Origin of the sequence: Sphingobium sp. LB126, assembly GCF_002795205.1 — a bacterium.
In the GTDB taxonomy this organism is placed as follows: domain Bacteria; phylum Pseudomonadota; class Alphaproteobacteria; order Sphingomonadales; family Sphingomonadaceae; genus Sphingobium; species Sphingobium chungbukense.
On the sequence record NZ_NETV01000003.1, the window covers coordinates 172,583 to 199,505 of the forward strand.

Genomic DNA, 26,923 nt, shown 5'->3' on the forward strand with positions numbered 1-26,923 from the left:
GCGTTGACGGTTGGGACTGTTATGCCCGACGCCGGGCCTCGAGCTCGGCAAATGGGCCGTATGCCGGATGGCGGTGCTCCCGTTGGGGAGCGCCGATCGTGAGACGGCTCTTGTCATCAGCGCGCGCCCTCGTGCCGCTTGCCGCGCTGCTCCTTGCGGGCTGTGACGACTATGCGCTGCTCTTCCCGAAGGGCGATGTCGGCGTCCAGGAGCGCAGCCTCATCCTGATCGCGCTTGGGATCATGCTGGCGGTGGTGATCCCGGTGATCATCCTCACCCTGGTGTTCGCCTGGCGCTACCGCGCGACCAACACCAAGGCGAACTATCAGCCGAAATGGTCGCACTCGAACGGGATCGAGTTCGTCATCTGGACGATCCCCTGCCTGATCGTGCTCTTTCTCGCGGTCATGATCTGGGAGACCACCCACAAGCTCGATCCCTATCAGCCGCTCGACTCGAAGGTGCCGCCTGTGCGGGTCGAAGTCGTCGCGCTGAACTGGAAGTGGCTCTTCATCTACCCGGATTATGGCATTGCCACGGTGAATGAGCTTCCGATCCCGGCCGGCACCCCGATCAACTTCAAGCTCACCGCTGATTCGATCATGAACAGCTTCTTCATCCCGCACCTGGGCAGCCAAGTCTACGCGATGGGAGGCATGCAGACCCAGCTCCACCTGATCGCGGATCATCCCGGCACCTATCCCGGACGTTCCTCGGCCTATAGCGGCTCCGGCTTCTCGGACATGCACTTCCAGGCTGTCGCGACCGATCGCGCGACCTTCGATGCCTGGGTCCGCAAGGTGCAGCGGTCGCAGCGGGTTCTCGACAAGGCGAGCTACACCGAACTGGCCAAGCCGAGCATCAAGAATGCGCCCACCACCTACGCCCGCGTCGATCCGGAGCTCTTCGACGACATCGTCAACCAATATATGCCTGCGATGACGCATCCCGCCCACGGCATGGCCAAGATGGCCATGGTCGAAGGCCCGATGCGCGGCCCGCAGCGCGCCAAGACTGCGGAGTAATGACCATGCTCGGAAAACTGAGCCTGGACGCGATCCCCCTGCATGAGCCCATCATCATGGGCACGGGTATCGTCGTCGCACTGGGGGGCCTTGTGGTCCTCGCCCTTCTCACCCGCTATCGCTGCTGGGGCTATCTCTGGAAGGAATGGATCACCTCGGTCGACCATAAGAAGGTCGGCGTGATGTATTTCATCCTGGGGCTAGTGATGCTGCTGCGCGGGTTCGCCGACGCGATCATGATGCGCCTCCAGCAGGCGGTGGCCGCCGGCGGCGCGGAAGGCTATCTGCCGCCGCATCATTACGACCAGATCTTCACCGCGCACGGCGTGATCATGATCTTCTTCGTGGCGACGCCCTTTATCCTCGGATTGATGAACGTCGTCGTCCCACTGCAGCTCGGCGCGCGCGACGTCGCCTTCCCCTTCGTCAACTCGCTCGGCTTCTGGCTGTCGGCGATGGGCGCGGTGCTTGTCATGATCTCGATGTGGGTGGGCGATTTCGCCGCCACCGGCTGGGTTGCCTATCCGCCGCTCTCCGAGCTCGGATATAGTCCGACCGTCGGCGTGGATTATTATATCTGGTCCCTCCAGATATCAGGGTTGGGAACGACTCTGGCCGGCGTCAATTTCATCGCGACCATCTTCAAGATGCGCGCGCCGGGCATGAACCTGATGAAGATGCCGGTCTTCTGCTGGACCGCGCTCATCACCAACATCCTGATCGTCGCCATTTTCCCGGTGCTGACCGCCACGCTCGCGATGCTCGCGGCCGACCGCTACCTCGGCATGCATTTCTTCACCAACGAGCTTGGTGGAAATGCGATGATGTACATCAACCTGATCTGGATTTGGGGCCACCCGGAAGTCTATGTCCTGATCCTGCCTTGCTTCGGCGTCTATTCCGAAGTCATCGCCGCCTTCTCGGGTAAGCCGCTGTTCGGCTACAAGTCGATGGTCTACGCGACCTCGTCGATCGGCGTGCTCAGCTTCCTGGTGTGGCTGCACCATTTCTTCACCATGGGATCGGGCGCCAACGTCAACGCCTTTTTCGGCATCATGACGACAATCATCTCGATTCCGACCGGCGTGAAGCTCTTCAACTGGCTCTTCACCATGTATCGCGGTCGCATCCGTTTCCACTCGGCGACGCTGTGGACGATCGGCTTCATGATCACCTTCGCTGTCGGCGGAATGACCGGCGTGCTGCTGGCGGTGCCAGGCGCGGACTTCGTGCTGCACAACTCGCTGTTCCTGGTGGCCCACTTCCACAACGTCATCATCGGCGGCGTGGTCTATGGGTGCCTGGCCGGCATGGCCTTCTGGTTCCCCAAGGTGTTCGGCTTCACGCTGAACGAGTTCTGGGGGAAGGTCAGCTTCTGGCTCTGGCTGGTCGGCTACTGGCTCGCCTTCACGCCGCTCTATGTCCTGGGCTTCATGGGCATGACCCGGCGCATGAACCACTATGACATGCCCGAGTGGCAGCCTTGGCTGCAGGTCGCGCTGGTCGGCGCGGTCATCATCGGCCTTGGTATCCTGGCGATCCTGATCCAGCTCTATGTCAGCATCCGCGACCGCGAGCTGAACCGCGACCTGACCGGGGATCCCTGGGACGCGCGCAGCCTGGAATGGTCGCGCCCGTCGCCGGTGCCCTTCTACAATTTCGCGCACATTCCGGAGATCACGTCGCTCGAACAGCATTGGGAGAACAAGGAAAAGGGTCGCGTGGAAGTGCGCCGCTACGAGGACATCCACATGCCGAAGAACACGGCGGCGGGCTTCATAATCTCGGTCTGGGGGTTCATCCTATGCTTCGCGCTCGTCTGGCACATGTGGGCGATCGCCGGGTTGAGCCTGCTCGCGACCATCGTGACTTTCATCCTGCGCACCTATGACCGTGACACCGATTATTGGGTGCCCGCGGACGAGGTCGCCCGCATCGAAGGCGCCTGGCACGCCTCGATGAAGGAGGCCGCATAACCATGAACATGCACTCACCCGCCGTCTCCGGCGGCCATCACCCGCACGGCCACGACCACGGACATGACAGCGGATCCACGACCGTTCTCGGTTTCTGGATCTACCTGATGAGCGACTGCCTCATCTTTTGCAGCCTGTTCGCGACGTTCGGCGTGCTGGCGGAAAGTTATGCCGGCGGCCCCACCGGCCGCGAGCTGTTCGACCTGCCCTATGTCGCGGCCGAGACCGTGTTGCTGCTGATCAGCAGCTTCACCTTCGGCATGGCGATGCTGAACCTGCACGCGGCGCGCACCCGCAAGGTGATCCGCTGGCTGGCGATCACCTTCCTGTTCGGCGCCGCCTTCATCGCGATGGAGGTGAATGAGTTCGCGCACCTTATCGCCGAGGGCGCGGGGCCGGGGCGCAGCGCGTTCCTGTCCGCCTATTTCACGCTTGTAGGCACGCACGGCCTGCACGTCACCTCGGGCCTGATCTGGCTTGCCGTGATGATCGACCAGACAAGGCGTTTCGGGCTCGACGCGGTGGTCCGCCGCCGCCTCGCCTGCCTCAGCCTGTTCTGGCACTTCCTCGACCTGATCTGGATCTGCGTGTTCACCTTCGTCTACCTGCACGGAGTTCTCTGATGTCCGTCTCCCCCACGCGCGCCGCGCATCGTGAGGCGTCTCACGGAACCCTCGCTTCCTACACGATCGGCTTTATCGTCTGTCTGGTCCTGACCGGACTGTCGTTCGGGGCGGTGATGAGCGGCATGGTCCCGCACGACCGCATCCTGCCGGCGATCGTCGTGCTGGCGGTCGTGCAGCTGATCGTCCAGCTCGTGCTCTTCCTGCATCTCGGCTCCGCGCCGGAGCAGCGCAACAACACGGTGATCTTCGTCCTCACAGGCATGCTGATCGCGATCATCGTCGCAGGATCCTTGTGGGTGATGCACAACGCCAACACCAACATGATGCCGATGCAGATGAGCGTGGAAAGGGCCCGCGCGAAGGACTGACGCTCGAAAGATCAACGTCCATCGGGGCGGATGGACCTACCCTTGAGAACAATCGAAGCAGGTGATGCGGCCACGGGCCGCATCGCCCAAGGAGGTGGATTTCCATGCCCCAGACTGTGACCAATGCCCTCGCCGCGTCGCCCAGCGAGGATACCCTTTCCGAACGGCTGTTATCGGGCGCGCTCGACTATCACCGCTACCCGCGGCCCGGTAAGCTCCAGATCCAGCCGACCAAGCCGCTCGTCGGGCTCGACGATCTCTCGTTCGCCTATTCGCCCGGTGTCGCTGCGGCCTGCATGGCGATCCATGCGGACGAGTCCGAAGCGGTGCAGCTCACCGGACGCAGCAATCTGGTCGCGGTCATCTCGAATGGCAGCGCTGTTCTTGGTCTCGGCGACATCGGCCCCCTCGCCTCGAAGCCGGTGATGGAAGGCAAGGCCGTCCTGTTCAAGAGGTTCGCCGATATCGATGCGTTCGACCTAGAGATCTCGTCGCGCAGCGTCGAGGAGATCGTCACGGTCATCGCCGCGCTCGAGCCGACATTCGGCGGCATCAACCTTGAGGACATCAAGGCGCCGGAATGCTTCGAGATCGAGAGGCGATTGCGCGATCGGATGGGGATTCCCGTCTTCCATGACGACCAGCATGGCACTGCGATCATCGTATCGGCGGCGGTCCTGAATGCGCTGCGCCGCGCCGGCAAGACTATCGCACAGGCCAGGATCGTCACTTCGGGCGCCGGTGCGGCAGCGCTTGCCTGCCTGGATCTGCTGATCGCGCTTGGCGCGCGCCGCGAGAACATCACCGTCACCGACCTTATGGGCGTCGTCCATTCCGGGCGCACCGGGCTCATGGATCCCTGGAAGCGTGCCCATGCGCGCGACACGGATCTGCGCACGCTGGCCGAGGCGATCGACGGGGCCGACATCTTTCTCGGCTTGTCGGCGGCCGGCGTCCTCAAGGCCGACATGGTCGCCCGGATGGCCCGCGACCCGCTGATCATGGCGCTCGCCAATCCGATCCCCGAGATCATGCCCGGGCTCGTGCAGCAGGTGCGCGGCGATGCGATGATCTGCACTGGCCGGTCCGACTTCCCCAACCAGGTCAACAATGTCCTGTGCTTCCCGCACATCTTCCGGGGGGCGCTCGATTGCGGCGCGACCGAGATCACCAAGGGGATGGAGCTGGCGGCCGTTCACGCGCTGGCCGCGCTGGCCAGCGAAGGGGTTGAAACCGCGCATACGCCGCTCATTCCATCCCCGTTCGATCCACGACTTGCAATTGGCATTGCGCCGGCTGTGGCCGGCGCCGCGGCCGCGAGCGGCGTCGCCACGCGGCCGATCGCCGATCTCGCAGCCTATGCCGAAGCCCTCGCGCGTCGCCTCCGCGACGCTGTGCCCCTCGCCTCCTGATCTTGCCTGGAGATATTGCCCATGAACGCCACCGCTCCGGCTGTACGCCCCGCAACTCCCAATTTCTCGTCCGGTCCCTGCGCGAAGCGCCCCGGCTGGACGCTCGCCGCGCTCGAAGGCGCCCTGACCGGGCGTTCGCATCGCTCGAAGCCCGGCCAGGCCAAGCTGCGTGAGGCGATCGAGCTGACGCGGGCCGTGCTCGGCATCCCGGACACCCACCGGATTGCGATCACGCCGGCGTCCGACACCGGCGCGGTCGAAATGGCGATGTGGAGCTTGCTCGGCCCGCGCGGCGTCGACGTAGCCGCCTGGGAGAGCTTCGGCCAGGATTGGATCACCGATGCCACCAATCAGCTGAAGCTGGCCGACTGCCGGACGTTCACGGCACCCTATGGCGAACTCCCCGACCTCAACCAATGGGATCCGGATCGCGACCTCGTCTTCACCTGGAACGGGACCACCTCGGGCGTGCGGGTGCCGAACGGTGACTGGATCCCCGACGATCGCGGCGGGCTCACGATCTGCGACGCGACGTCGGCGGCGTTCGCGATGGAGCTGCCCTGGGAAAAGCTCGATGTGACGACCTGGTCGTGGCAGAAAATCCTCGGCGGCGAAGGTGCGCATGGCATCATCGTCATGAGTCCGCGAGCCATCGAGCGCCTCGAAAGCTACACGCCGGCATGGCCGATGCCGAAGCTGTTCCGCATGAAGTCGGGCGGCAAGGTCAATGAAGCCTTCTTCCAGGGGAGCACGATCAACACCCCGTCCCTGCTCGCGGTCGAGGACGCGATCGACGGCCTGCGCTGGGCGCAGGCGATCGGTGGGCTCCCCGAGCTGATCCGGCGCTGCGAGGCGAATGCCGCGTGCGTCGCGGAATGGGTGGCACGCAACCCCTGGTGCGGGTTCCTGGTCGAGCGTCTCGAAATTCGCTCGCCGAGCTCCATCTGCCTCAAGATCGTGGATCCGGCGCTGGCCGCCGATCCCGCGCTCCAGGCCAGGACAGCGTCGGCGATCGTGGCGTTCCTCGACAAGGAGGGCGTCGCATACGACATCGGCGCCTATCGCACGGCGCCGCCGGGGTTCCGCTTCTGGGCTGGCGCGACCGTCGAGACCGCCGATCTCGCCATCGCCCTCGAGTGGCTTTCCTTCGCCTATGCGCGCGTCACCATCGGAGAGGAGGTCGCCTGATGGACGGACACGACTTCCTCTATCCTTGCTTCTCGCGGGCCGATCTCGCGTTCGAGCGCGGCGACGGTGCCTGGCTCTTCACCGCCGATGGTCAGCGCTATCTCGATTGCGCCACCGGCATCGCGGTCACCGGGTTGGGCCACTCGCATCGCCGCTTGGTCGACGTGGTCACGCGCCAGGCCGCGAAGCTCTGGCACGTCTCGAACGCGTACCGGATTCCCCAGCAGGAACAGCTCGCCGAGAAGCTGTGCGCCGCCACCTTCGCGGATCGCGTGTTCTTCAACAATTCGGGCGCCGAGGCGGTCGAGACCGCGATCAAGACAGCGCGGCGCTATCACCATGTGAACGGACGCCCGGAGCGGTGGCGGCTCGTGACCTTCGAAGGAGCCTTCCACGGACGCACGCTGGCCACCGTAGCGGCTGGTGGTCAGGCAAAATATCTCGAGGGCTTCGGCGCACCCGTCGACGGCTTTGATCAGGTTCCCTTCGGCGATCTCGACGCACTTGCCGCGGCTTGTGGGCCGGAGACGGCCGGCGTCCTGATCGAGCCGGTCCAGGGCGAGAGCGGCGTCCGCACGCTTGCCGAGGGTGCACTCGCCCGCATTCGAGCTCTCTGCGACCGCCATGGCCTGTTGCTGGTTCTCGACGAGGTGCAGACGGGAATCGGCCGGACAGGTCATCTGTTCGCCTACCAGGCATCCGGGGTCACGCCGGATATCCTCGCCAGCGCCAAGGGCCTGGGCAATGGGTTCCCGGTGGCGGCATGTCTCGCCACGGAAGCGGCGGCGGCCGGCATGACACCGGGTACGCATGGCAGCACCTTCGGCGGAAATCCGCTGGCCATGGCGGTGGCCAGTGAGGTGCTCGACATCATGCTGGAACCGGGTTTCATCGAGACTGTGCGCCGGACCGGAGAGCAACTGCGCATCAAACTCGACGACTTGGCCGCAAGCTATCCTGAGCTTTTCGAATGTGCACGCGGCGAGGGATTGCTCCTTGGCCTCAAGTGCAGGCGTCCGGTCCGTGAGGTCATGATGGCCGTTCGCGATCAGGGCGTGCTCAGCGTCGTCGCCGGCGACGATGTCCTGCGCATCCTGCCCCCGCTCACCCTGTCGATACCCGATGCGAAGGAGCTGGTCGTCCGATTGCACGCGGCCGCGCTCGCCCTGTCCAACCCTGCCGACATTGCCGCGTAAGAAGGTTCAAGATGTCACAACCGTTGCTCGCGGCGTTGCAGCCGCCTCCAGCCGACCCCATTCTCGCGCTCGGCAGCCTGTTCGCCGCAGACACCCGGCCCAACAAGCTCGACCTGGGCATCGGGGTCTACAAGGACGAGGCAGGCGAGACGCCCATCATGCTGAGCGTAAAGCAGGCCGAGCGCCAGTTGCTGGCAAGCAGGACGACCAAGCGGTATGTCGGTGCGCGCGGCGACCGGCAATTTGCCGCCGCCATGCTCGATGTGACGTTCGGCGCCGCGACGGAAGCGAGCAGGATCGCTTCGCTGCAGGCGCCCGGCGGGACGGGGGCGCTGCGGATCCTGGCACAGCTCCTTGCCGAGGCGAGGCCGAAGGCGACCGTATGGTTGCCCAGCCCGACCTGGCTGAACCATCAGGCTATCTTCGCGGCCGTTGGTTTGAAGACGGCTTACTACCCCTATTACGATACCGAGCAGTCGACCGTACGGTTCGACTCTCTCTGTGACCGGCTGGGGAGCGCGACGCCCGGCGACGTGGTTCTCCTGCACGGATGCTGCCACAATCCAAGCGGTGCCGACTTGGACGAGGCCCAGTGGCGGACGCTCGCGACGCTCTTTCTCGAGCGCGATCTGATCCCGTTCGTCGATATCGCCTATCAGGGGTTTGGACGCGGGCTGGACGAAGATGCCCGAGGGCTCCGTATCCTGGCGGCGCGCCTGCCGGAGTTGCTTGCCGCATCGTCCTGCTCGAAGAATTTCGGGCTGTACTCGGAGCGTGTGGGCTGTGCGCTGGTGCTGGCGCGGAACCCTCGTGAGGCGGAGATCGCGGCCGCACGCATGACGGTTCATGCCCGCACCATCTACTCGATGCCCCCCGACCATGGTGCGGCGATCGTCCGCACCATCCTCGAGGACGTCGACCTGTTGACCAACTGGCATGACGAGCTGACGTCGATCCGCGAGGATATGAACGAGAAGCGGGCACGTCTCGCGGAAGCGTTTCTTCAGGCCTCCGGCAGCGACGAGTTCGCCTATCTCGCTTACGGCTTTGGGATGTTCTCACTATTGAAACTGTCGCGAGCGCAGATCGAGGAGGCCCGTGCAGCATTTGGAATCTATATCGTCGAGGACGGTCGGATCAATGTGGCGGGTCTTCCGGTGGCGAGGATCGACGCTTTCGTCGAGTCCATCCTCACCATCCGCAAATCGCCGCACTGAGTGGGCTGCATCTTGCACGCACATGTTCATCGGCTCCGCCTGCCCGCCGCGCCGCGCGCATCCTTTCCAATCGGTGTCGCCTAAGATGAGCCTGTGGCGCCCAAGAATCGCCGAGAACGCCCGGATGAAATATCTGGGCATTGTGGAAGCCCTGGAGGCAGATGTCCGCTCGGGCCGGATACGGGTCGGCGATCGGCTGCCGCCGCAACGGATGATCGCCGATGCGCTCGGCGTCGACCTCACGACGGTCACGCGCGCATTCAACGAAGCACGGCGCCGCGGATTGGTCGATGCGCGGGCGGGCCGCGGCACTTTTGTACGGGGTGCGGATGTGAGGGATTGGCAACCTGGCCGTCTTGCCGGCGCGCCGTTGGTCGATCTCAGCATGAACGTGCCGCCCCAGCCGTCTGCGGTCGACCTGCAGAAGGAAATCACGGCCGGGATCGGCCATGTTCTCGCCGGCCCCCGCAGCTTGGCGCATCTTCAATATCAGACCAGCACCGGAGGTGTGCGGGATCGGCTTGCCGCAGCCGCTTGGCTCGCCCCGCGCCTTGGCGCAGTCTCGCCTGATCGGCTTCTCGTCGTCAGCGGCGCGCAAAGTGCGCTCTATGCCATCTGCGAAACGCTGCTACGCGCGGGAAATGTCATTGCCACCGGCATGGTCACCTATCCAGGGTTGAAATCGGTGATCGGACAGAAGGGCCTCGTAACGGCCCCTGTCGCTATGGATACGGGCGGGATCGTTCCCGAGGCCTTCGAGGAAGTTTGCCGAGCCCGGGCGCCGGTGGTCCTCTATGTCGTACCCTCGATCGACAGCCCGACCACCGCAACGTTGTCGGAGGAGCGGCGGCAGCGGATCGCGGACATCGCCCGCAAGCATAAGATCGCCATCATCGAGGACGACCCTTATGCGCCTCTGCGGAAGCTAACGCTTCCCGCATTTGCGAGGCTCGCGAGCGACATCACATGGCATGTCGCCACGCTCTCGAAATGCGCGACGCCGTCGCTCAGGATCGCCCATGTCGTCGCACCTAGCGAGATGGACGCCCAACGGCTGGCGCGGGCAATCCGGACCACGACACTGATGGCTTCCCCGCTGCTCGCGGCGCTCGCCACCCGTTGGATCCGGGAAGGCACCCTGACTGAAATCGTGGCCGCCATAAGGACCGAGAATGCGGAACGGCAACACATGGCGGCGGCGATCATCGGCGAGGAGAATTTCGCAGCCGACCCCGATGGGCACCATCTATGGCTGCATATGCCGTCTCATTGGCGCGCTGCCGCGTTCGCTGACCATGCCGAGCGCAGCGGCGTCGCCGTCGTCCCAGGATCGACCTTCTCAGTGACGCCGGATCCGGTCGAAGCCGTGCGGGTCTCGCTTGGTTCGGCGCCGGACCGCGACGTACTCAAGGACGGCTTGTCCCTTTTGGCTGGGCTGATGGCCCAGCCCTCGTTGACGACAAAGGCGATCGTCTAACGTTCTCGAGACGAGTTCATCGGGACTTCTTAATCGTGGGGCAATTCACGACCTGGTAGCCCGAAATGGATGCAAGAGCGGAGCAGGGTAAGGGCCATATGACAATCATGAAGCAGATTGGCTGCGCGTTTCTATTGACGCTGGCTTTCAGCGCGAATGCGGCCGAAGCAGCGCCGGCGCGACATGTTGTCCGGGACACTTCGCGGAGTGAGCTTGAAGATATGAAAATCACCCTGCAGCGGTCGGCCTGCTTAGGCATCTGCCCTGACTATAAGGTCACGATCCATGGGGACGGGCGCATCGTTTTCACCACCGAAACCTCGCCCACCGATCGCGTCGCCGGCCTTCATCGCAAGTTCGCTCCGGTGCGCGGCGTCTTCTTGCCAGGCACCCATGAGGACCGGGTAGATCCCAGGGCGGTCGCCGTCCTGTTCGATCGGTTCCAGGCCGCGAATTTCTTCGGGCTTCGCAACCAATACCGGGCAAGCGTCACCGATCATCCGACCTATACGCTGACGCTCGACATGGGCAAACGGCACAAGACGGTCGAGGACTATGTCGGGCGTGAGGTCGGCATGCCGGCGGCGGTCACGGATCTCGAGAAAGCGGTGGACGAACTGGCGGGAACGGCCCGCTGGGTGCGCGGCACGCAGGCGCTCATTCCGCTGCTCGAGAATGAGCATTTCGATTTTGCTTCGGCGGATGCAGCGGAGCTTTTGGTCGAAGGGGTGCAAGGGAATGCCGACGAAGATCTGCTGGTCGCCCTATTCGACCGTGGCGCGCCACTGAGCGTTCCGGTTGGCCGCGACGGCTCGACCTCTCAGCCGGGCGGCGATGAAGCGCCTGCCGGCATCCGTTTGCTGGAGGGTTCGATCAAGGCCGGGCGCCCGAAGCTCTTCTCGCGGCTCGCCTCTACCGGCTGGCTCGACCGGCTGGGCAAGGATGCGGCCGCGCAGCTGTTCGCGCAGAACGCCGGCGGCTGCTCGGCCGATCTCGTCGACGCGGTCGCGAGTGCGGGCGTCGACATCGACGCGCCAGAAACGATCAATCCGAATGCGGATGCCCGGGAGGCCCAGGGCGGGACAGCGCTCATGAAGCTCGGGACCAGCTACGGCTGCAAGGACGAGACCCGCAGGCTTGCTGCCGCCGAGCGGTTGATCGCGAAGGGCGCAAACCCGAACCGGATCGACAGCCTTGGGCGAAATAGCCTCTACGGTGTCGAGAATGTCGCGCTGCTCGACCTGCTCCTTCAGCATGGGGCGGATGCCACGATCAAGGACCGCGAGGGCCTCAGCATGATCTTCGGAAGCTGGACCGATGATATCGTCATCCGGCTGATCGAGGCAGGAGCAAGTCCTGTCGGGAACTATGGCTTCGATAGCAACCGGACGCTGCTCGAGGAGACCAAGGCGCGCCGTATGCCGAAGGTCGCCGCCTGGCTCGCATCGCACATCACCACAGCTGAGCGCTAAGTTCAAAACAGGGTGGGACGGCTTGGACAAGCGAGAGGAAGCTTGGCCGGACCTCGTCTAGATCGGCGATACCGGTACGTCGGGGTTCGCAGCCAATGCCATGCCCGCCAGCAGCCGGCCTAGATCCTCTCGCTTGGTCATAAGGTCTGCGAGAGTGTATCGGTCCAATACGCCGAGAAAGGCCGAAAGCGCCTCCTTGAGAACGCCCGTGAGGCCACAGGCCGGCGCGATGACGCAGCTCCCGCAGTCGACCAGATCGAATCCGTCCTCGGTGTGGCGGACCAGCGCGCCGATATTTATGTCTTCCGGTGCTCGCCCGAGGCGGATGCCCCCGAAGCGGCCACGCACGGTCTCGACATAGCCCGAGCGCGCCAATTCGTTGACCACCTTCATCAGGTGGTTCTGCGAGATGCCATAGGCCCGCGCTACCTCGGCGATCGAGCACAGCCGCTCGGGCTGCGCGCCGAGATGGAGCAGCACGCGCATCGAGTAATCCGTGAATAGCGTCAGCTTCATGCCTGCTCCCGCGAGGCCAAAAAACGGCTCGCCTCAAATTAGGTATTCTTGTTGCATGTTTCAAAGTCGAGGGATAGATGCATCCTTGATACATGATTGGAGCATGAGTCGTGGACGGCGTCCCGGAGATCGACGAAGCAGGGCTGGAAAGGTTGATCGACGCCTTTTATGCGCGCATTCGCGTCGACGCCGAACTCGGACCGATTTTCAACGACGCGATCGAGGACTGGCCGGAGCATCTCGACAAGCTGGTTTCCTTCTGGTCGTCGGTGATGCTGACCACCGGCCGATACAAAGGCCAGCCGGTGCCAGCGCACAAGAAACACCAGCATCGCCTGGCCCCCGCGCTGTTCGAGCGCTGGCTCACGCTGTGGGCGGAGGTCACGAACGAGCAGATGACAGCTCGCGCCGCGGCTGCGTTACAGGCGAAGGCAGCTCGCATCGCCGAGAGCCTGCAGCTTGCTCTGTTTTTCCGGCCGGATCGCCGACCGGTTCCTCGGCCCGCCCCAGCGACGGACCATCTCAAAAGGAGCGTCCTGTCATGACCGACATCCCTCTTGTCGACCTTACGGTCCATCACCAGCCGCGCGACCTGCGCGACCGCATCGCGCTCGGTTTCACCAAGGTATTGCGCTTTTGCGCCGATACGTTCTTCGCCAAGCGCTACGGTCATCGCGCGATCGTGCTGGAGACGGTTGCCGCCGTGCCGGGCATGGTCGGCGCGACGATCAACCACCTCAAATGCCTACGCCGGATGTGCGACGACAAGGGCTGGATCCGCACCTTGATGGAGGAAGCGGAGAATGAGCGCATGCATCTGATGACTTTCATCGAGATCGCCAAACCGACCCTGTTCGAGCGGCTGGTCATTCTTGGCGTTCAGTGGGTCTTCTATCTCGCCTTCTTCGCGCTCTACCTCGTCAGCCCTCGGACCGCGCACCGCATCGTCGGCTATTTCGAGGAAGAAGCGGTGATCAGCTATACGCACTTTCTCAAGGAGATCGATGAGGGTCGCAGCCCTAATGTGCCGGCGCCGACGATCGCACGACACTATTGGAAGCTACCGGATAACGCCACGCTGCGGGACGTCGTGCTGGTAGTGCGCGCGGACGAAGCGCATCATCGTGATGTGAACCACGGCTTCGCGAGCGAACTGGCAGGCTTGGACACCGCCGCTGGCGTGGCTCCTTACCCCACGCACGCCGAAGACATCCGGCTGGCCGCCTGACATGGCCGCCCTGCCCTATCGGTCCACGCCGGTCTTCGACCAGGACACATTGCCGGTTGCATTGCGTGGTCGGCACAACACCAAGGCCGGCGTGTGGGGTTTGGTGCGGGTGATCGAGGGGCAGTTGCGGCTCACCTATCTCGACCCGTCGTCCGAAATCCTTCTCGATCCCGAGACACCGGGATTGGTCCTTCCTCAGCAACCGCATTTCGTCGAGCCGATTGGACCGATGAGGATGCGGGTCGATTTCTACGATCAGTTGCCGACCGGCTGAACCTACTTTCCTTTCCAACCCGTCACAGGAGACGTTGATGTCGCAGACAATCAACGAGCGCACGATCGCGCTCGTCAAGGCCACCGTACCCGCACTCGAAGCCAGCGGGCTCGAGATCGTGCGCGAGATGTACGCCCGCATGTTCGAGAACCCAGAGATCCGCGACCTGTTCAACCAGTCGCATCAGGATGCCGCGGGCGCTCAGCCGCGCGCACTGACGGCGGCGATCCTCGCCTATGCCAGCAATATCGACAATCTCACGGCGCTCGCGCCCGCGGTCGAGCGGATCGCGCAGAAGCATGTCGGCCTCCAGATCTTGCCCGAGCATTATCCGCACGTCGGAGAAGCACTGCTCGGTGCCATCAAGGCCGTGCTCGGCGAGGCTGCGACGGAGGAAATCCTGGCGGCCTGGGGCGATGCCTATTGGTTCCTAGCCAAGGTTCTAATGGCGCGCGAAGCGAACATCTATCGCGAGCATGAGACCGCCGAAGGCGGCTGGACCGGCTGGCGCGATTTCCGCGTCGAGGAGGTGATCCGCGAGAGCAGCGTGATCAGTTCCTTCATCCTGCGTCCGGTCGACGGTCGCGCAGTCATCCGCCACAAAGCAGGGCAGTATCTGACCTTCTGGTTCGAGATTCCGGGGCATCCCCCGATTAAGCGCAACTACTCGATCTCGAACGCGCCCAACGGCGAGTTCTATCGCATCTCGGTGAAGCGCGAGCCGCACGGGCTGGCCTCGATCTGGCTGCACGATCACGCGAAGCCGGGGACGATCCTCAAGGTCTCGCCGCCGGCCGGCGAGTTCTTTCTTGCCGAGCATCCCGAACGCCCTGTTGTCCTTCTGTCGGGCGGTGTCGGTCTGACCCCGATGGTCGCGATGCTCGAGACGCTGGTCGAGAGGTATCCGGGCACGCCCGCCCACTATATTCACGGAACCCATGACCGCGATACACACGCGATGCGCGACCATGTTCGCGAGTTGGTGAACGGCGGGACGGTCGTGCAAGTGACCGACTTCCACCAGACGCCACTGGTCGGCGAGCTGGCAGGCCAGGATTATGACCGAGCCGGGATCATAACCGACGAGTGGTTGATTGCCAGCACTCCCGTCGCGGAGGCGGATTACTATATCTGCGGCCCGCGTCCGTTCCTGCGCGCGGCTGTATCGGCGTTGTCCCTTGCCGGAGTGCCGTCCGACCGTATCCACTACGAGTTCTTCGGCCCCGCCGACGAATTGCTGGCCGCCTGATTGGGAAGATTCGGATGGACGATGTCATTGTCGCTCGCGCGCTGCATGTCCTGGCGATCCTGCTGTGGATCGGCGGCGTGGGCTTCGTGACTTGCGTGGTGATGCCGTCCATTCGCCACGATCACGATCCAGACTGCCGGCTCGCCGCCTTTCACCGGATCGAAGGGCGGTTTGCCGGACAGGCACGCCTATGGGTGCTGCTCGCGGGCACGTCAGGTCTCTGGATGGTCTATCGGTTCGAAATGTGGGGTCGGTTCGCCGATCCCCATTTCTGGTGGATGCATGCCATGGTCGGAGTCTGGGCGATCTTCGCTCTCATGCTTTTCATCGTCGAGCCGCTATTCCTTCACGATCGCATGAGGCGTTCCGCTTCACCCGCCGCGGACTTCATGCGGATGGAACGCATGCACCGCCTGCTGCTTGCCCTCTCGCTCATCGCGCTACTGGGAGCGGTGGCCGGCAGCCACGGACTGATGTGATCGCATCCCGGTATCAGTTGCGTTCGAGCAGCATAGGCCTGCCATAAATCGCCATCCTTTTGCCGTGCCGAGCGGGTAAACGAGAGGTCTCGATTCCCGGCACGAAAGGCGTTGGTAAAAGTGGGCCGTAAACGGCAGTTCGACATAGACGAAGCCCTCGACACCGCCATGCGCGAATTCTGGCTCAAGGGTTACGAAGGGACCTCGCTGTCCGATCTCACTGCGGCGATCGGAATCGAACGGCCGAGCCTCTATCGGGTGTTCGCGAGCAAGGAGGAATTGTTCGGCCAGACTCTCGAACGCTACCGACGACAGCATCTCGAATTCGTGGAACAGGCACTCGAAATTCCTTCGATCGAGATTGCGATCGAGACGTTTATCTGTCGGTTCATCGAGGTTATCGCCGACCCCGACACGCCACTGGGCTGCCTGACCTTGAATGGTGCGATTGCATGCGCACCGGAACATGAGACGATCCGGCAGAAGCTCGTGAATTACCGCGCCTATTATGAAGGCGTATTGCGTCGACGCTTCGAAGCCGCGCTTGCGAAGGATGAACTCGTCGACAACGCCGCACCAGAGGTACTCGCCCATTTCGTCATCTCGGTTTGTGGTGGTCTGGCACTTCAGGCCAAGTCCGGCGATCTTCGAGAAACCTTGTGCGCAACCACGAAGATGGCCCTTAGCTGCATCTCGCAGCAGCTTCGATAGGATCTGCATGGAACCCAACTTGAAGGGTATGACGCCCTAGATCAGCTGTGATCTGGCGTACCCTCCTTCAGCCCGGCACCATGAGGTCTTTCAAGTTGGGCAAGTGCGTTGGACTGCGCCCTCGGTCCGGGAACGGGATGTTCGACCGATTCGAGCACCCATTCGTAGATTTTGCTTCACGCCTATGAGGGCATGACCTGTAGAGACGGCTTGGGACAGTCCTCCCCTGCACGCCCACCCTTTGACCGCCCTTCTTGGCTATGTCCGCGTGCCCTGACGCCACAGCCCGAGGATCACGATCTGCCACGCGACTGCTATGGCGCCTGCGATGAACACCACGTCGCCAAAGGTACGGATCCAGCGCAGCGTCTCAAGAAAGCCTTGCTGGAGGAACGCGTCGCTGCGCGCATACCACATGCCGGTGGTGACACTGGCTTCGAACTGGAACAGGCCAACCGGAAGCAGGCTGGTGAAGATCATCAGCACTAGCCCCGCGTTCAACCCCCAGAAGCCGGTCTGCATCAGCCGCTCGTTGAAGGCGATGTCGGACCTGATGTAGCGCAGCACCAGAAGGGTGAACCCGAGCGCCAGGAAGCCATAGACTCCGAACAGCGCCGCGTGGGCGTGGACCGCGGTCGTGTTCAGCCCCTGAAGGTAGAACAGTGCGACCGGCGTGTTGATCATGAAGCCGAAGACGCCGGCACCCAGCATGTTCCAGAAGGCGACCGCGATGAAGCACATCAGCGGCCAGCGCATCGCGCGCATCCAGGGGGCGTGATTGCGCAGGCTCCAGCGCTCCCATGCTTCGTAGCCGAGCACGATCAGCGGCACCACCTCAAGCGCGCTGAACGCCGCGCCGACCGCCAGGATGGGCGTGGTCGTGCCCGAAAAATAAAGGTGGTGGAAAGTGCCAGGCACGCCGCCCACCATGAACAAGGAGGCCGAAGCGAGGCTGGCGGCGGTCGCGATCCGCCGTGACACCAGGCCCATGGAGGCGAAGATGAAGGCGATCGCAGCGGTGGCGAACACTTCGAAAATGCCCTCCACCCACAGGTGGACCACCCACCAGCGCCAATATTCCATGATCGTGATGTGGGTGCGCTCGCCGTAGAACAGTCCCGAGCCGTAGAAGAGACCGATCGCGACGGTGGAGACGGTGAGCAGCGCCAGCAGGCTTTTGTCGCCTCCATCCTTCGCGCGCAGCGCCGGCAGCATGCCGCGCAGCATCAACGTAAGCCAGAACAGCAGCCCGCCGAACAGTGCGATCTGCCATACGCGGCCCAGGTCGAGGAACTCATATCCCTGATGCCCGAACCAGAAACTGAGATTGGCAGGCAAGGCATGCGAGAGCGCTAGAAAATTGCCGATGAAGGATCCGGCGACGACAAGGATCAGCGCCCAGAACAGGATGTCGACGCCGAGCTTCTGATACTTGGGGTCACCGCCGTTGATCACCGGCGCAAGAAACAGACCGGCGGCGAGGAACGCCGTCGCGATCCATAGTATCGCGCTCTGCACATGCCAGGTGCGGGTCAGCGCATAGGGAAACCATTGCGAGACATCGATGCCGTAGAAGCTTTGTCCTTCGATCGTGTAGTGCGCGGTGAAGCCGCCGATGAAAACCTGGAAGATGAACAGCGCGGCGACGACGAACAGATATTTGCCGAGCGATCGCTGCGACGGGGTGAGCGCGGCCAGCGTCAGCGGGTCCCTGTCCGCCGCGACGAGCGGCGTATCGTCGTGACGGCGCAGGAACGCCCAGCCCCAGATCAGCGTGCCGACGCCCGCGATCAGGATGACGACGCAGGCAAGCGACCAGAGGATGTTCTCCGGCGTCGGCTGGTTGCCGATCAGCGGTTCGGGTGGCCAGTTGTTGGTGTAGGTGGCGACCGTCCCGGGCCGTTCCGTCGCGGCGGCCCAGGCCGTCCAGAAGAAGAAATCGGCGAGCTTGGCGCGGCTTTCCGGGCTTGGGAGCGTCCCCTCTTTCATCGCATAATTATCGCGCATCTCCTGAAGCGCGGGATCATTGCCGTAGAGCCGGCTATAATGGTCGGCAGTCAGCGCGATCGCGCGGGCGCGGCGATCCGACACCGTGAGGACGCCTGTCGCGGCATCATGGCCGTTGTGGCGATATTCCTGCCGCAGGCGATAGGTCAGCGCGGCCTTCTGCTCGACACCCAGCGTATCGAACGCCTTGCCGTAGGTCTCCCACGCGGCGAGATCCAGCCATGCGACCAGTTCGCGATGGAGCCAGTCGGCACTCCAGTCAGGAGCCTGGTAGGCGCCGTGGCCCCAGATCGAGCCGAGTTCCATCCCACCTGTACTTTGCCAGGCCGCTTGACCCGCCAGGATGTCGTCATGGGTCATTAGCACCGAGCCGGAGGGCGTGACGACCCTGGCGGGGATAGGTGGAGCCTTGCGATAGACTTCAACGCCCGATACGCCCAATATCGTGAAGGTCACGGCCAGGACCGCGATCAAAGTCCACCAAAGCTTGCGATACTCGCCCACTGTTTCCCCCCCTGTCGTTACCACCGCGTCGTACCAGTCGCTCAGGCCGGTTCAGGCCCTCCGCCATGGGATTCATCGAACATGATCGTCAGAAGCAAGGAACTGTCGACGATCGCTTCTACCGCGTGCGGGGCACCCGGATCGAGGAAGAGCCAGTCGCCGGTTCGAAGCTCCGGCGGCGTGCTACCCTCAAAGCGTACATGACCCGCAATACAGTAAAGCGTCATCGAACCGGCAACGTGGTGCGGTGCGATTGATTGGCCGGCGCGAATGACCAGGTGAACGGCCTCGAAGGATGGTGTGCGTGCCAACGCCACAGTCCGTGTGGTCTTATCGCCGAGCGGTGCCAGGCGAAACACCTCTCCTGGTCGGGAATGCGGCAGCGCCACAATCAGTCCGCCTGCGCTGCGCGCATCGCGCGGCTTACGCCGCCTATCAGCCTTGAGAGTTCCGCAAAAAATCGCTGGGTTGCGGTCTTGAGCGGAGCGCTGTTTCGTTCGCACGACACAGGATGTCGCAAATCAAGCGGGCCCGATCCGATCACTTCACCGCATTCTGGACAGAGCATTGCGATACCTCAGCCGTTATTTTCCGCTAGACGGTTTTCGTTCCAGCCGCAGCCCGAATCTAGCATAGTCGAGGGATTCGAGGTTGCGCTGGCGCAAACTGCTCCACTTTTGCGAACCCGCTCTTACAAGGAAGCCATGATTGCTCGGAATCCCGTTAGCGCAGATCCGATCTCGGGCATCGCGCTGTTCACGGCGTTGCCGCCGGATGTGCGAGCGCAAGCGGTTGCGATCGCGCGCAAGCGGGATATCCCCCGTGACGTACGGGTCTTTGACCAGGGACAGCCGGCCGGCCGTGCACACGCCCTATTGTCCGGGAGTGTCCGGATTACCCAGTCGGGGAGCGACGGCGGCGAGATACTGGTCCGGTTCATTGGTCCGGGCGAAATTTTCGGTTGTGTTCCTTTGTTGACTGATGGCCTCTATCCCGCCGACGCAACGACGATGGTTGATTCGATCGAGATCAGCTGGAGTCCCGTCGATCTCCTGGAGCTGATGCGGCAGCATTCCACGATTGCGATCAATATGACCGCCATTCTCGGCACGCGGTTGAGCGAAGCGCAGGAAAGGTTGCGCGAGCTTGCCACGCAGAACGTCGACCGACGGATCGCGCGGGCCTTGCTAAGGCTAGCCGACCAAGCCGGAAGACGAATGAATGACGGCATCCGGATCGAGTTTCCCCTGCGGCGCAAGGATATCGCCGATATTGCCGGCACTACGCTCCATACCGCCAGCCGGGTCGTTGCAGGGTGGGAACGGCGTGGCTTGATTGCGAGCCATAATCAACAATTGGTCCTGCTATCTCTCGATAAGATTCGTGAGATCGCCGACGGTGCTGCCGGGCATTAGGTCAACCGATGCCAAGCGAAGCCGAGCCCAGCGGCGCCTTCCGCCTCGATGAACCAGACCGCAGCAGCCTTGCGTTCATTGCGCCATCTATCACAACCAACAGCCGCGACGGATTCCGATTCGTCGTCACCGATATCCACGCATTGAAGAAGGCAGAGCGTTCAAGTGAGCTCAGGGAGACTGACGTCCTTCCACGAGGGAGGATGCGTTCTCTGTCCTCTGATCAACGTGTGTCGCCGGCAGTGTAAGGGCGAAAACATTACCCTCATTATTCACAGATATGAAATTCAGTATTCCGAAATACTGCTATTACAGCACTACCATAGATGGCGGAACATACCCTATAATGAATAATATGCATTTTTTGAGAGAAGTACGATGACAAAGCGTGTTCTATTGTTACTTGCTGACGGATTTGAGCCCCTGGAAGCAGCCGGATTTACCGATGTTCTCGGCTGGGCGAATCTTGATGGAGAAGAGGGAATAGAGCTCGTTTCTGCAGGCTTGCGGTCGCCGCTCAAGGCGACATTCGGATTCTCAGTTTTGCCCCAGGCACTGGTGGCAGACCTTGATCTGGATGGATTTGATGCCGTTGCCGTTCCAGGGGGATTTGAAGGTGCGGGCTTCTATAACGACGCTTTGTCGCAGCCATTTACCGACATTATTCGCAGATTTGTGGAGAGGCAGCAAACCGTGGCGGCCGTTTGCGTCGCATCCCTATCATTGGGTGCAGCTGGAGTGTTGAATGGCCGACGCGCTACGGTTTATCACCAGATCGGCGGCAAGCGGCGAGCTCAGCTCGAAGGTTATGGAGCGCAGTTTGTCGACGAAGCCGTTGTCGTCGACGGCACGTTGATTACCTCGACTGGTCCAGGCACCGCGATCGAGGTTGCCTTTGAACTGCTGACAACCCTAACATCGCAAGCGAACTCAGATCATATCCGCAAACTGATGCGGATCCCAGAACCCGCGGAATCGTGGCGTCGCACGCCTCAGGTGCCCTGAGCTTGAAATAGCGGTCTGGCGGATGGCCGTCCGACTATTGACAGCGCGTATCCGGGTTCGATCGGGCCTTTCGCACGCTAGCCGAAACCCGAAGGTGCCTTCGGCCTCGATGAAAAGGTTCATGGAGGCGGGTGTTGTGTCGGCCCCTTCCAGTCGAGCCGATCCACTCATCGACCTCTGCTGGGGTTCGCCGACATCGTCGACCCGCCGCAAGGACGCGAAGCGCATCATCGATATAGTGCTCGCCTGCCTCTGAGAGCCCGACACTGCGAGTGGTCATCCAATTCTGTCCGGCGATCCCTGGCAGACCGCGCACGTACCCACCCACTCGAAACCGATCGGCATCTGCCTCGATCGGATCCGCGGCGGCCCAACCGCCGCGGACATCCGTATCGCGCTTCAGTTCTTCACGTCACGCAACAGTCCAACCAATAGCGCGACGAGCTTGTCGAGATTTTCCTGGTTCGTGCGCCAGCTTGAGAAACTCAGCCTGAACGCCGGGCGTCCTTCCCATCGGGTCATACCGAACCAAGCAACACCGGAAGCCTGAGCGGCCCGGCAAATGCGCTGGGTGCGCTCGTCGTCGTCCGCGCGCACCAGCACCTGGTTCAGCACCACATCATTCAGAATCTCATAGCCTTCGGCTCGGAGACGTTCAGCGACATGCTGCGCCTGCGAAATGTTGCGGTCCACGAGTTGACGAAGGCCATCTCGGCCTAGCGTCCGCAATGCCGCCCAGATCGGGATGCCGCGGGCGCGACGCGAGAACTCGAGTGTCAGGTTCTGCTGCGCGGAGGCGGAGGTCGGCGCGTATACCGCCTCGGAGGACATCGCGGTCGCCATGTTGTCCGCTTCCCGGCAAATAGCGAAGGCACCGTCATAGGGCGTGTTCAACCATTTGTGGCCGTCCGCCGTCCAACTGTCCGCCCACTCCACGCCATCGCACAGCGCCCGCGAGGACGAGGCGCGCGCCCAAAGGCCGAACGCCCCATCGACATGCACCCACGCCCCACGTGCCTGCGCCATGGGGATGAGCTTGGCGAAATCATCGAAGCTACCGGTGTTCACCTCGCCCGCCTGAAGGCATAGGATTGTCAGATCGTCCGCATCGGGTACTTGCTCGACGATCGCACGGCCCGATCCGTCGACCGGCAGTCGCACGAGATTGTCGAGACCGAAGCCCAGAATGCGAAGCGCCTTGATGACGGCCACATGCGCCGTCTCCGGCAGCATGACCCTCACCACCGGCGCGCCTTGTGCGCCGTGGCGGTCCCAATTCCAGCCAGCACGCGCGAGCAGCGCCCGGCGGGCTGCTGCGAGACAGGCGATGGTGCAGGCAGTGGCACTCGTGCCGAAGCCCACCCCGGCGGACCGGGGAAGGTCTAGGGCTTCCAAAATCCAGCGAGCCGCCTGTGTTTCGATCACGTCGGAGACCGGCGAGCTGTCGAACGTCGATGCGCGCTGGTCCCAAGCGAGCACTAGCCGCTCGGCGGCAGCGGCGGCCGGGAGAACGCCACCGATTACATAGCCGAAATAGTTGGGACCCGTGCTCGCGGATGTCGCGGGAGAGCCGATATCGTCGAGAAGCCGCAGTGTGTCCGTAGCCGTCATCCCGTGTTCGGGGAAATCCTCCTGGAACGCGGAGAGCGCTTCGAGGGCCTCGGGTGCCGGCCAGGCGCGGCGGTTGCCGATCGTAGCTGTATAGGAACGCGCGCGTTCGTCAGCAGCTTGCAACAGGTTGATTTCGTCGCCATCAGCCGTGCCTGCGACGCCATTCAATTGATCCAACACATACTCCATGGATGAGTGATTCCGGGTTGCCTGAGGCGGCCGGTTCTGCCCGTCCCCTTACATCGACGCTAGAGAGAGCAGCGCTTGCGTCAATGTCCCATCGACCGTCTCGAAGCCGTCCAGAACATCGAAGTGATTCTTGCCCGGGATCTCCAGCGGGGCACCTTTGTTTCCCATCGCGGCCCATGCCTCGAGGAAGTTGTTGGACTGATTGCCGAAGGCTGTAGTCTCTGCGCCGCCCCAGGCTGCGATCAGCGGCGTTGCGCATGCCTTCACGATGCGGATTGGGCTGATGTTGAGGATCTCCTGACCGCTCAGGCGAAGCGCTGCCTGAAGCCAGCTATGGACGAACGGCGCCATGTCGAACAGCCTCGAGATCGAAAGGCCTCCTTTGACGACATCGTGCGCGAGTCTAAAATGGGATGAGGGTATCAGCCGGAAGCGCTTGGATTCGGTTTCCAGCATTGCCTCCTTGGCAAGAACGGCAGGCGTTCGGATGGCGAGCTCGTCGCAGCACAGGGGGCAGGTGAAGGCCACCGCATCCGGCGTCGCTTCAAGCCAATCGTTAAGCGCGCCGCATTCATCGGACTCGAAGTGGCTGAAGCCGAAATGGCGGATCTTCGAGACGTCGACAACGCTGCCCGCTGCCTCGCGTATCGTTGCCCTGCCAGCCTCATGATGATGACTTCTATCGAGTCGCATTAGGTCACGGTTGCCGGTTCAAGCTCATAGCGAGCCAGTATCTCGAGCTTCGCACGCAGCCCGACGATCAGATGATCGACCAAACCGCGCACGCGCGCGGAGATGCGATCTCCTTCGCGGTGGAGGATATGGACTGGCAAGGGTGGAGCTTCCCAGTCGGTGAGGATCGCCTTGAGCGAACCCGCGCGCAGTTGGTGGGCGATTTGATCTGAGCAGGCCTGGGTCAACCCGAAACCAGCCTCAGCCGCAGTTATCCCGCTCTCGTGAGCGTTCACGAAGAACCTTGGACGGACCCGCTTGGTGAATGCTTCCCCACCTCTTCCGAACTGCCAGTTCAACCCGGCGCCTAGCGCTGTGATGCCGATGGTCTCGTGCGCGTCCAGATCTTCTGGCCGCTGCGGAATACCGTGGGCCTCGAGATAGGAAGGTGCCCCACAGACGATCCGCCGAACAGCACCAACGCGGACCGCACGAAGGCTGGAGTCGGCGAGCGCTCCGACACGGACCGCGATGTCCTGGTTTTCGTCGGAAAGCTGGACCACGCGATCCACATAGAGCGTCGCGATCTCCATGCCGGGATGGAGGCGGAGGAATGCGACGAGAAGGTCCGATACGAACAGCCGGCCGAAGAGGACGGACGCGGTGACGTTGACGCGTCCGCGCAATTCCCCGTGGATGCCGCGGGCCGCATCGCCAGCGTCATCCACCGCGGCGAGGATGCGGCGCGCGTCGTCGACGTAGCGCTGGCCGGCCTCGGTAAGCCGGACGCTACGAGTGGTGCGGGCGACGAGCTTGACGTTGAGCTGGGTCTCCAGGTCGGTGACGATACGAGTGATCGCCGGTGCCGAGAGGCCGAGTTGGCGTCCAGCCGTTGCAAAGCCTCCTTGCTCGGCGATGGCGACGATGACCTGCATGGCGCGCAATGTGTCCATTATTCACGATTCCGGAAAAATCATTTCAGCAAAGTCTATATTCCCTATTCTATTGGAATTCACCAAAATCCAACACGAACCCGAGGTCATCGGTGTGGATCGTGCGGCTGAAGCTGCCCCGAGTGGGAAAATCGGAGCAATCTCCTCGCGCCGACACTCGCTGGTCCGATTGCCCGAAGGTTTGCGCGATCGGTCGATCTCGCATGCTCCGTTCGTAAGGAAAGGCCACCAATGACAGATTCCCGTACCGTCCGCGCTGCGGCCGTTCAGATCGCTCCGGCGCTGGATACACTGGCGAACACCGTCGATCGCGTACTCGCCGCGGTCTCGGAAGCGGCCTCGAAGGGGGCGGAGCTCGTCGTCTTCCCCGAGACGTTCCTCCCTTGGTATCCCTATTTCTCGATCGTGCACGGTCCGGCGCTAATCGGTGACGAGCACCTCCGCCTTTACAAGAATGGCGTCGTTGCGCCTGGCCCGGTCACGGAGGCACTGTCCGCTGCCGCGCGGCAGCACCACATTGTCATCTCGATCGGCATCAACGAGCGCGATCACGGCACGCTTTACAACAGCCTGCTGATTTTCGACGCCGACGGCACGCTTCGCCTCAAGCATCGCAAGCTCTCACCGGCTTATCACGAGCGCATGATCTGGGGCGTGGGCGACGGCTCGACGTTGAAGGTGATCGACACTGCGGTCGGCCGCGTGGGCGGTCTTATCTGCTGGGAGCATTACAATCCCCTCGCTCGCTACGCGCTGATGGCGCAGCATGAGGACATCCACGTCTCGATGTTCCCCGGTGCGCTGTTCGGCCCGACCTTTGCGGACCAGACCGAGGTGCAGATCCGGAACCATGCTCTCGAGAGTGGCTGCTTCGTCGTCAACGCGACAGGGTGGCTCACCGAGGAGCAGATTGCGGAGATTTCGGGCGAGCACGGCGCGGCGGGCATGATCCGTGGCGGCAGCATCACCGCGATCATCGATCCGGAAGGCCGACATGTCGTGCCGCCGCTGACCTCCGGCGAGGGTATCCTGATCGCCGACCTCAACATGGACCTGAACCTCGGCCGCAAGCGTCTGATGGACTCGGTCGGCCACTTCTCCCGCCCCGAACTGCTGCGCCTGCTGATGACGAACCCGGCGACATCCCCCGCCGTGACCGCCCAGGACCTGACACCGGAGCAGGTGTCCAAGGCGCTCAAGCTGGTGGGTGCCGATGGCGCCGGCACCGCCCTCGCCGCTCAGACGGAAGCCTGATCCCGAGGGTTCGCGCGCACCATGCCGCCCCCCTGGCATGGTGCGCGCGACTTGTCGTTGCTGCCCGCATAGCTTCGTGCAACGATCGCGCACAATGGGACCGCTGTGACCATGATCGAAAGCTTCTCACACCAGGGATATACGCTGTCCTACACGATCGAAGGCACGGGCCCGATCCTGCTCTTTCTCCACGGCCTGGGCGGCAATGGCGAGAACTGGGTGCTGCAGCGAAAGGCGTTTGCCCCTTCGCATCGTGTCGTCGCGCTGGATCTTCCTGGCCACGGTCGTTCGGGCGGCCGCGACGTCTCGTTCATCCGCTATTGGGAAGCGATCGAGGCGCTTTGCGATCATCTCAACGCCGAGCGGATCGCGATATGCGGCCTGTCCAAGGGGGCCAGGGCCGGGATGATGTTCGCGGCGCGATTTCCCGATCGCGTCGAGCGTATCGCGGTCGTCAACGCCTTCGTTCATCTCACGCCCGCCGACAGGCAGGCCCGGCTTGCGCTCTACGATCTGCTCGTCCAGCCTAGTGGAGAGCGCGCCTGGGCCGAAACTCTCCTCGCCGCCATGGGCGTGAACGAGCACCGGGCGATCGTGCGAGGATTCCTGAAATCGCTCGACAGCATCGACCCGAAACATATCCGCGCACGGTTCCAGGAACTGATCGACTTCGACCAGCGCCCCGAGCTGGCCGACATCCGATGCCCGGTGCTGCTCGTGCGCGGCGAGCAGGACGGCTTCGTACCGCCCTATTGCGTGGAGGAGTTGCACCAGCTTCTCGACAATTCCTCGATTGCGCGGCTGCCGCACTGCGGCCACCTCCCCTATCTTGAGGATCCGGCCGCGTTCAACGCGCTGCTCGCGCGCTTCCTCGACGCCACCGCATAGTCGACATCTCA

Annotated in this window: 26 protein-coding genes and 1 pseudogene; 21 read left to right on the plus strand and 6 right to left on the minus strand. The window is 62.9% G+C overall.

Features of this window, described 5'->3' with window-relative positions; translation table 11 throughout:
• The first annotated feature begins 98 nt into the window (after positions 1-98).
• The 10 genes and pseudogenes from cyoA (at position 99) to CAF53_RS22385 (ending at position 11,957) form a co-directional block, all read left to right on the plus strand.
• Positions 99-1,025 carry a ubiquinol oxidase subunit II gene (cyoA, locus tag CAF53_RS22340; protein WP_242443570.1) on the plus strand — a complete coding sequence of 309 codons (927 nt, stop codon included), beginning with the start codon at positions 99-101 and terminating at the stop codon, positions 1,023-1,025.
• Entirely contained in the window at positions 1,025-3,001 is a 1,977-nt protein-coding gene (gene cyoB, locus CAF53_RS22345; RefSeq protein WP_198771972.1) for a cytochrome o ubiquinol oxidase subunit I, read from the plus strand. The genes cyoA and cyoB overlap by 1 nt, the downstream gene beginning before the upstream one ends.
• A gap of 2 nt (positions 3,002-3,003) precedes the next feature.
• The gene (gene cyoC / locus CAF53_RS22350) at positions 3,004-3,624 is read left to right on the plus strand and encodes a cytochrome o ubiquinol oxidase subunit III (protein ID WP_100239634.1); all 621 of its coding nucleotides are present in this window, start codon (positions 3,004-3,006) and stop codon (positions 3,622-3,624) included.
• Entirely contained in the window at positions 3,624-3,995 is a 372-nt protein-coding gene (cyoD, locus tag CAF53_RS22355) for a cytochrome o ubiquinol oxidase subunit IV (protein ID WP_100239635.1), read from the plus strand. The genes cyoC and cyoD overlap by 1 nt, the downstream gene beginning before the upstream one ends.
• 167 nt (positions 3,996-4,162) lie before the next feature.
• Positions 4,163-5,371 (plus strand): annotated as a pseudogene (locus tag CAF53_RS22360) (malic enzyme-like NAD(P)-binding protein); the annotation flags it as partial.
• Positions 5,372-5,428: 57 nt separating this feature from the next.
• Entirely contained in the window at positions 5,429-6,595 is a 1,167-nt protein-coding gene (locus CAF53_RS22365; protein WP_100239637.1) for a phosphoserine transaminase, read from the plus strand.
• Positions 6,595-7,791, plus strand: coding sequence for an aspartate aminotransferase family protein (locus CAF53_RS22370; protein ID WP_100239638.1), 1,197 nt, complete (start codon positions 6,595-6,597; stop codon positions 7,789-7,791). The genes CAF53_RS22365 and CAF53_RS22370 overlap by 1 nt, the downstream gene beginning before the upstream one ends.
• Positions 7,792-7,802: 11 nt before the next feature.
• A complete protein-coding gene (locus tag CAF53_RS22375) occupies positions 7,803-9,008 on the plus strand; it encodes an amino acid aminotransferase (RefSeq protein ID WP_197707534.1) in 1,206 nt (401 codons plus the stop codon).
• 85 nt (positions 9,009-9,093) lie between these two features.
• Complete coding sequence (locus tag CAF53_RS22380) at positions 9,094-10,485, plus strand: PLP-dependent aminotransferase family protein (protein WP_242443571.1); 1,392 nt, start codon at positions 9,094-9,096, stop codon at positions 10,483-10,485.
• Positions 10,486-10,706: 221 nt separating this feature from the next.
• Positions 10,707-11,957, plus strand: a complete 1,251-nt coding sequence (locus tag CAF53_RS22385; protein ID WP_157801340.1) for a DUF6438 domain-containing protein — start codon at positions 10,707-10,709, stop codon at positions 11,955-11,957.
• A gap of 57 nt (positions 11,958-12,014) precedes the next feature.
• On the opposite strand, the gene CAF53_RS22390 is transcribed toward CAF53_RS22385, so the two are convergent.
• A complete protein-coding gene (locus CAF53_RS22390) occupies positions 12,015-12,473 on the minus strand; it encodes an Rrf2 family transcriptional regulator (RefSeq protein WP_100239641.1) in 459 nt (152 codons plus the stop codon).
• Positions 12,474-12,583: 110 nt separating this feature from the next.
• Here CAF53_RS22390 and CAF53_RS22395 point away from each other — a divergent pair, with 110 nt between their 5' ends.
• From CAF53_RS22395 to CAF53_RS29095, 6 genes are all read left to right on the plus strand, one after another.
• Entirely contained in the window at positions 12,584-13,018 is a 435-nt protein-coding gene (locus CAF53_RS22395; protein ID WP_100239642.1) for a group III truncated hemoglobin, read from the plus strand.
• The gene (locus CAF53_RS22400) at positions 13,015-13,701 is read left to right on the plus strand and encodes an alternative oxidase (RefSeq protein ID WP_100239643.1); all 687 of its coding nucleotides are present in this window, start codon (positions 13,015-13,017) and stop codon (positions 13,699-13,701) included. The genes CAF53_RS22395 and CAF53_RS22400 overlap by 4 nt, the downstream gene beginning before the upstream one ends.
• Before the next feature lies 1 nt (position 13,702).
• Entirely contained in the window at positions 13,703-13,975 is a 273-nt protein-coding gene (locus CAF53_RS22405) for a DUF1971 domain-containing protein (RefSeq protein WP_100239644.1), read from the plus strand.
• Between the two features lie 37 nt (positions 13,976-14,012).
• Positions 14,013-15,224 (plus strand): NO-inducible flavohemoprotein, encoded by a 1,212-nt coding sequence (hmpA, locus tag CAF53_RS22410; RefSeq protein WP_100239645.1) that lies wholly within the window; start codon positions 14,013-14,015, stop codon positions 15,222-15,224.
• A gap of 14 nt (positions 15,225-15,238) precedes the next feature.
• Entirely contained in the window at positions 15,239-15,703 is a 465-nt protein-coding gene (locus CAF53_RS22415; RefSeq protein ID WP_100239646.1) for a hypothetical protein, read from the plus strand.
• A gap of 168 nt (positions 15,704-15,871) precedes the next feature.
• Entirely contained in the window at positions 15,872-16,414 is a 543-nt protein-coding gene (locus CAF53_RS29095; RefSeq protein ID WP_197707535.1) for a TetR/AcrR family transcriptional regulator, read from the plus strand.
• Positions 16,415-16,672: 258 nt separating this feature from the next.
• On the opposite strand, the gene CAF53_RS22425 is transcribed toward CAF53_RS29095, so the two are convergent.
• Together CAF53_RS22425 and CAF53_RS22430 are read right to left on the minus strand one after the other, a co-directional pair.
• Complete coding sequence (locus tag CAF53_RS22425) at positions 16,673-18,925, minus strand: nitric-oxide reductase large subunit (protein ID WP_100239648.1); 2,253 nt, start codon at positions 18,923-18,925, stop codon at positions 16,673-16,675.
• A gap of 41 nt (positions 18,926-18,966) precedes the next feature.
• Positions 18,967-19,314, minus strand: a complete 348-nt coding sequence (locus tag CAF53_RS22430) for a cupin (protein WP_100237111.1) — start codon at positions 19,312-19,314, stop codon at positions 18,967-18,969.
• Positions 19,315-19,401: 87 nt separating this feature from the next.
• Here CAF53_RS22430 and CAF53_RS22435 point away from each other — a divergent pair, with 87 nt between their 5' ends.
• The 3 genes from CAF53_RS22435 (at position 19,402) to CAF53_RS29100 (ending at position 21,601) form a co-directional block, all read left to right on the plus strand.
• Positions 19,402-20,340, plus strand: a complete 939-nt coding sequence (locus CAF53_RS22435) for a Crp/Fnr family transcriptional regulator (protein WP_242443572.1) — start codon at positions 19,402-19,404, stop codon at positions 20,338-20,340.
• Between the two features lie 378 nt (positions 20,341-20,718).
• On the plus strand, positions 20,719-21,345 hold the full coding sequence (locus CAF53_RS22440) for a DJ-1/PfpI family protein (protein ID WP_100237113.1): 627 nt from the start codon (positions 20,719-20,721) through the stop codon (positions 21,343-21,345).
• A gap of 121 nt (positions 21,346-21,466) precedes the next feature.
• Positions 21,467-21,601: a hypothetical protein gene (locus CAF53_RS29100; protein ID WP_277949214.1), complete on the plus strand. Its 135-nt coding sequence runs from the start codon at positions 21,467-21,469 to the stop codon at positions 21,599-21,601.
• A gap of 143 nt (positions 21,602-21,744) precedes the next feature.
• Here the strand turns inward: CAF53_RS29100 and CAF53_RS22445 are convergent, their stop codons facing one another.
• The 3 genes from CAF53_RS22445 to CAF53_RS22455 form a co-directional block, all read right to left on the minus strand.
• Positions 21,745-23,133 carry a pyridoxal-dependent decarboxylase gene (locus tag CAF53_RS22445; RefSeq protein ID WP_197707536.1) on the minus strand — a complete coding sequence of 463 codons (1,389 nt, stop codon included), beginning with the start codon at positions 23,131-23,133 and terminating at the stop codon, positions 21,745-21,747.
• A 60-nt stretch (positions 23,134-23,193) separates the two neighbouring features.
• The gene (locus tag CAF53_RS27220) at positions 23,194-23,601 is read right to left on the minus strand and encodes a hypothetical protein (RefSeq protein ID WP_157801341.1); all 408 of its coding nucleotides are present in this window, start codon (positions 23,599-23,601) and stop codon (positions 23,194-23,196) included.
• Between the two features lie 236 nt (positions 23,602-23,837).
• Positions 23,838-24,770 carry a LysR family transcriptional regulator gene (locus CAF53_RS22455; RefSeq protein ID WP_100239651.1) on the minus strand — a complete coding sequence of 311 codons (933 nt, stop codon included), beginning with the start codon at positions 24,768-24,770 and terminating at the stop codon, positions 23,838-23,840.
• A 231-nt stretch (positions 24,771-25,001) separates the two neighbouring features.
• Here CAF53_RS22455 and CAF53_RS22460 point away from each other — a divergent pair, with 231 nt between their 5' ends.
• Positions 25,002-26,024, plus strand: coding sequence for a nitrilase-related carbon-nitrogen hydrolase (locus CAF53_RS22460; RefSeq protein ID WP_100239652.1), 1,023 nt, complete (start codon positions 25,002-25,004; stop codon positions 26,022-26,024).
• 111 nt (positions 26,025-26,135) lie between these two features.
• The gene (locus CAF53_RS22465) at positions 26,136-26,912 is read left to right on the plus strand and encodes an alpha/beta hydrolase (RefSeq protein ID WP_100239856.1); all 777 of its coding nucleotides are present in this window, start codon (positions 26,136-26,138) and stop codon (positions 26,910-26,912) included.
• Positions 26,913-26,923: the final 11 nt, after the last annotated feature.

Bases quoted from the DNA above. Each gene is read 5' to 3' on its own strand.
- cyoB (WP_198771972.1), top strand. From the start codon at position 1,025: ATGACCATGCTCGGAAAACTGAGCCTGGACGCGATCCCCCTGCATGAG.
- cyoC (WP_100239634.1), top strand. From the start codon at position 3,004: ATGAACATGCACTCACCCGCCGTCTCCGGCGGCCATCACCCGCACGGC.
- cyoD (WP_100239635.1), top strand. From the start codon at position 3,624: ATGTCCGTCTCCCCCACGCGCGCCGCGCATCGTGAGGCGTCTCACGGA.
- CAF53_RS22365 (WP_100239637.1), top strand. From the start codon at position 5,429: ATGAACGCCACCGCTCCGGCTGTACGCCCCGCAACTCCCAATTTCTCG.
- CAF53_RS22370 (WP_100239638.1), top strand. From the start codon at position 6,595: ATGGACGGACACGACTTCCTCTATCCTTGCTTCTCGCGGGCCGATCTC.
- CAF53_RS22375 (WP_197707534.1), top strand. From the start codon at position 7,803: ATGTCACAACCGTTGCTCGCGGCGTTGCAGCCGCCTCCAGCCGACCCC.
- CAF53_RS22380 (WP_242443571.1), top strand. From the start codon at position 9,094: ATGAGCCTGTGGCGCCCAAGAATCGCCGAGAACGCCCGGATGAAATAT.
- CAF53_RS22385 (WP_157801340.1), top strand. From the start codon at position 10,707: ATGAAAATCACCCTGCAGCGGTCGGCCTGCTTAGGCATCTGCCCTGAC.
- CAF53_RS22390 (WP_100239641.1), bottom strand. From the start codon at position 12,473: ATGAAGCTGACGCTATTCACGGATTACTCGATGCGCGTGCTGCTCCAT.
- CAF53_RS22400 (WP_100239643.1), top strand. From the start codon at position 13,015: ATGACCGACATCCCTCTTGTCGACCTTACGGTCCATCACCAGCCGCGC.
- CAF53_RS22405 (WP_100239644.1), top strand. From the start codon at position 13,703: ATGGCCGCCCTGCCCTATCGGTCCACGCCGGTCTTCGACCAGGACACA.
- hmpA (WP_100239645.1), top strand. From the start codon at position 14,013: ATGTCGCAGACAATCAACGAGCGCACGATCGCGCTCGTCAAGGCCACC.
- CAF53_RS22415 (WP_100239646.1), top strand. From the start codon at position 15,239: ATGGACGATGTCATTGTCGCTCGCGCGCTGCATGTCCTGGCGATCCTG.
- CAF53_RS29095 (WP_197707535.1), top strand. From the start codon at position 15,872: ATGCGCGAATTCTGGCTCAAGGGTTACGAAGGGACCTCGCTGTCCGAT.
- CAF53_RS22440 (WP_100237113.1), top strand. From the start codon at position 20,719: ATGACAAAGCGTGTTCTATTGTTACTTGCTGACGGATTTGAGCCCCTG.
- CAF53_RS29100 (WP_277949214.1), top strand. From the start codon at position 21,467: ATGGAGGCGGGTGTTGTGTCGGCCCCTTCCAGTCGAGCCGATCCACTC.
- CAF53_RS27220 (WP_157801341.1), bottom strand. From the start codon at position 23,601: ATGCTGGAAACCGAATCCAAGCGCTTCCGGCTGATACCCTCATCCCAT.
- CAF53_RS22455 (WP_100239651.1), bottom strand. From the start codon at position 24,770: ATGGACACATTGCGCGCCATGCAGGTCATCGTCGCCATCGCCGAGCAA.
- CAF53_RS22460 (WP_100239652.1), top strand. From the start codon at position 25,002: ATGACAGATTCCCGTACCGTCCGCGCTGCGGCCGTTCAGATCGCTCCG.
- CAF53_RS22465 (WP_100239856.1), top strand. From the start codon at position 26,136: ATGATCGAAAGCTTCTCACACCAGGGATATACGCTGTCCTACACGATC.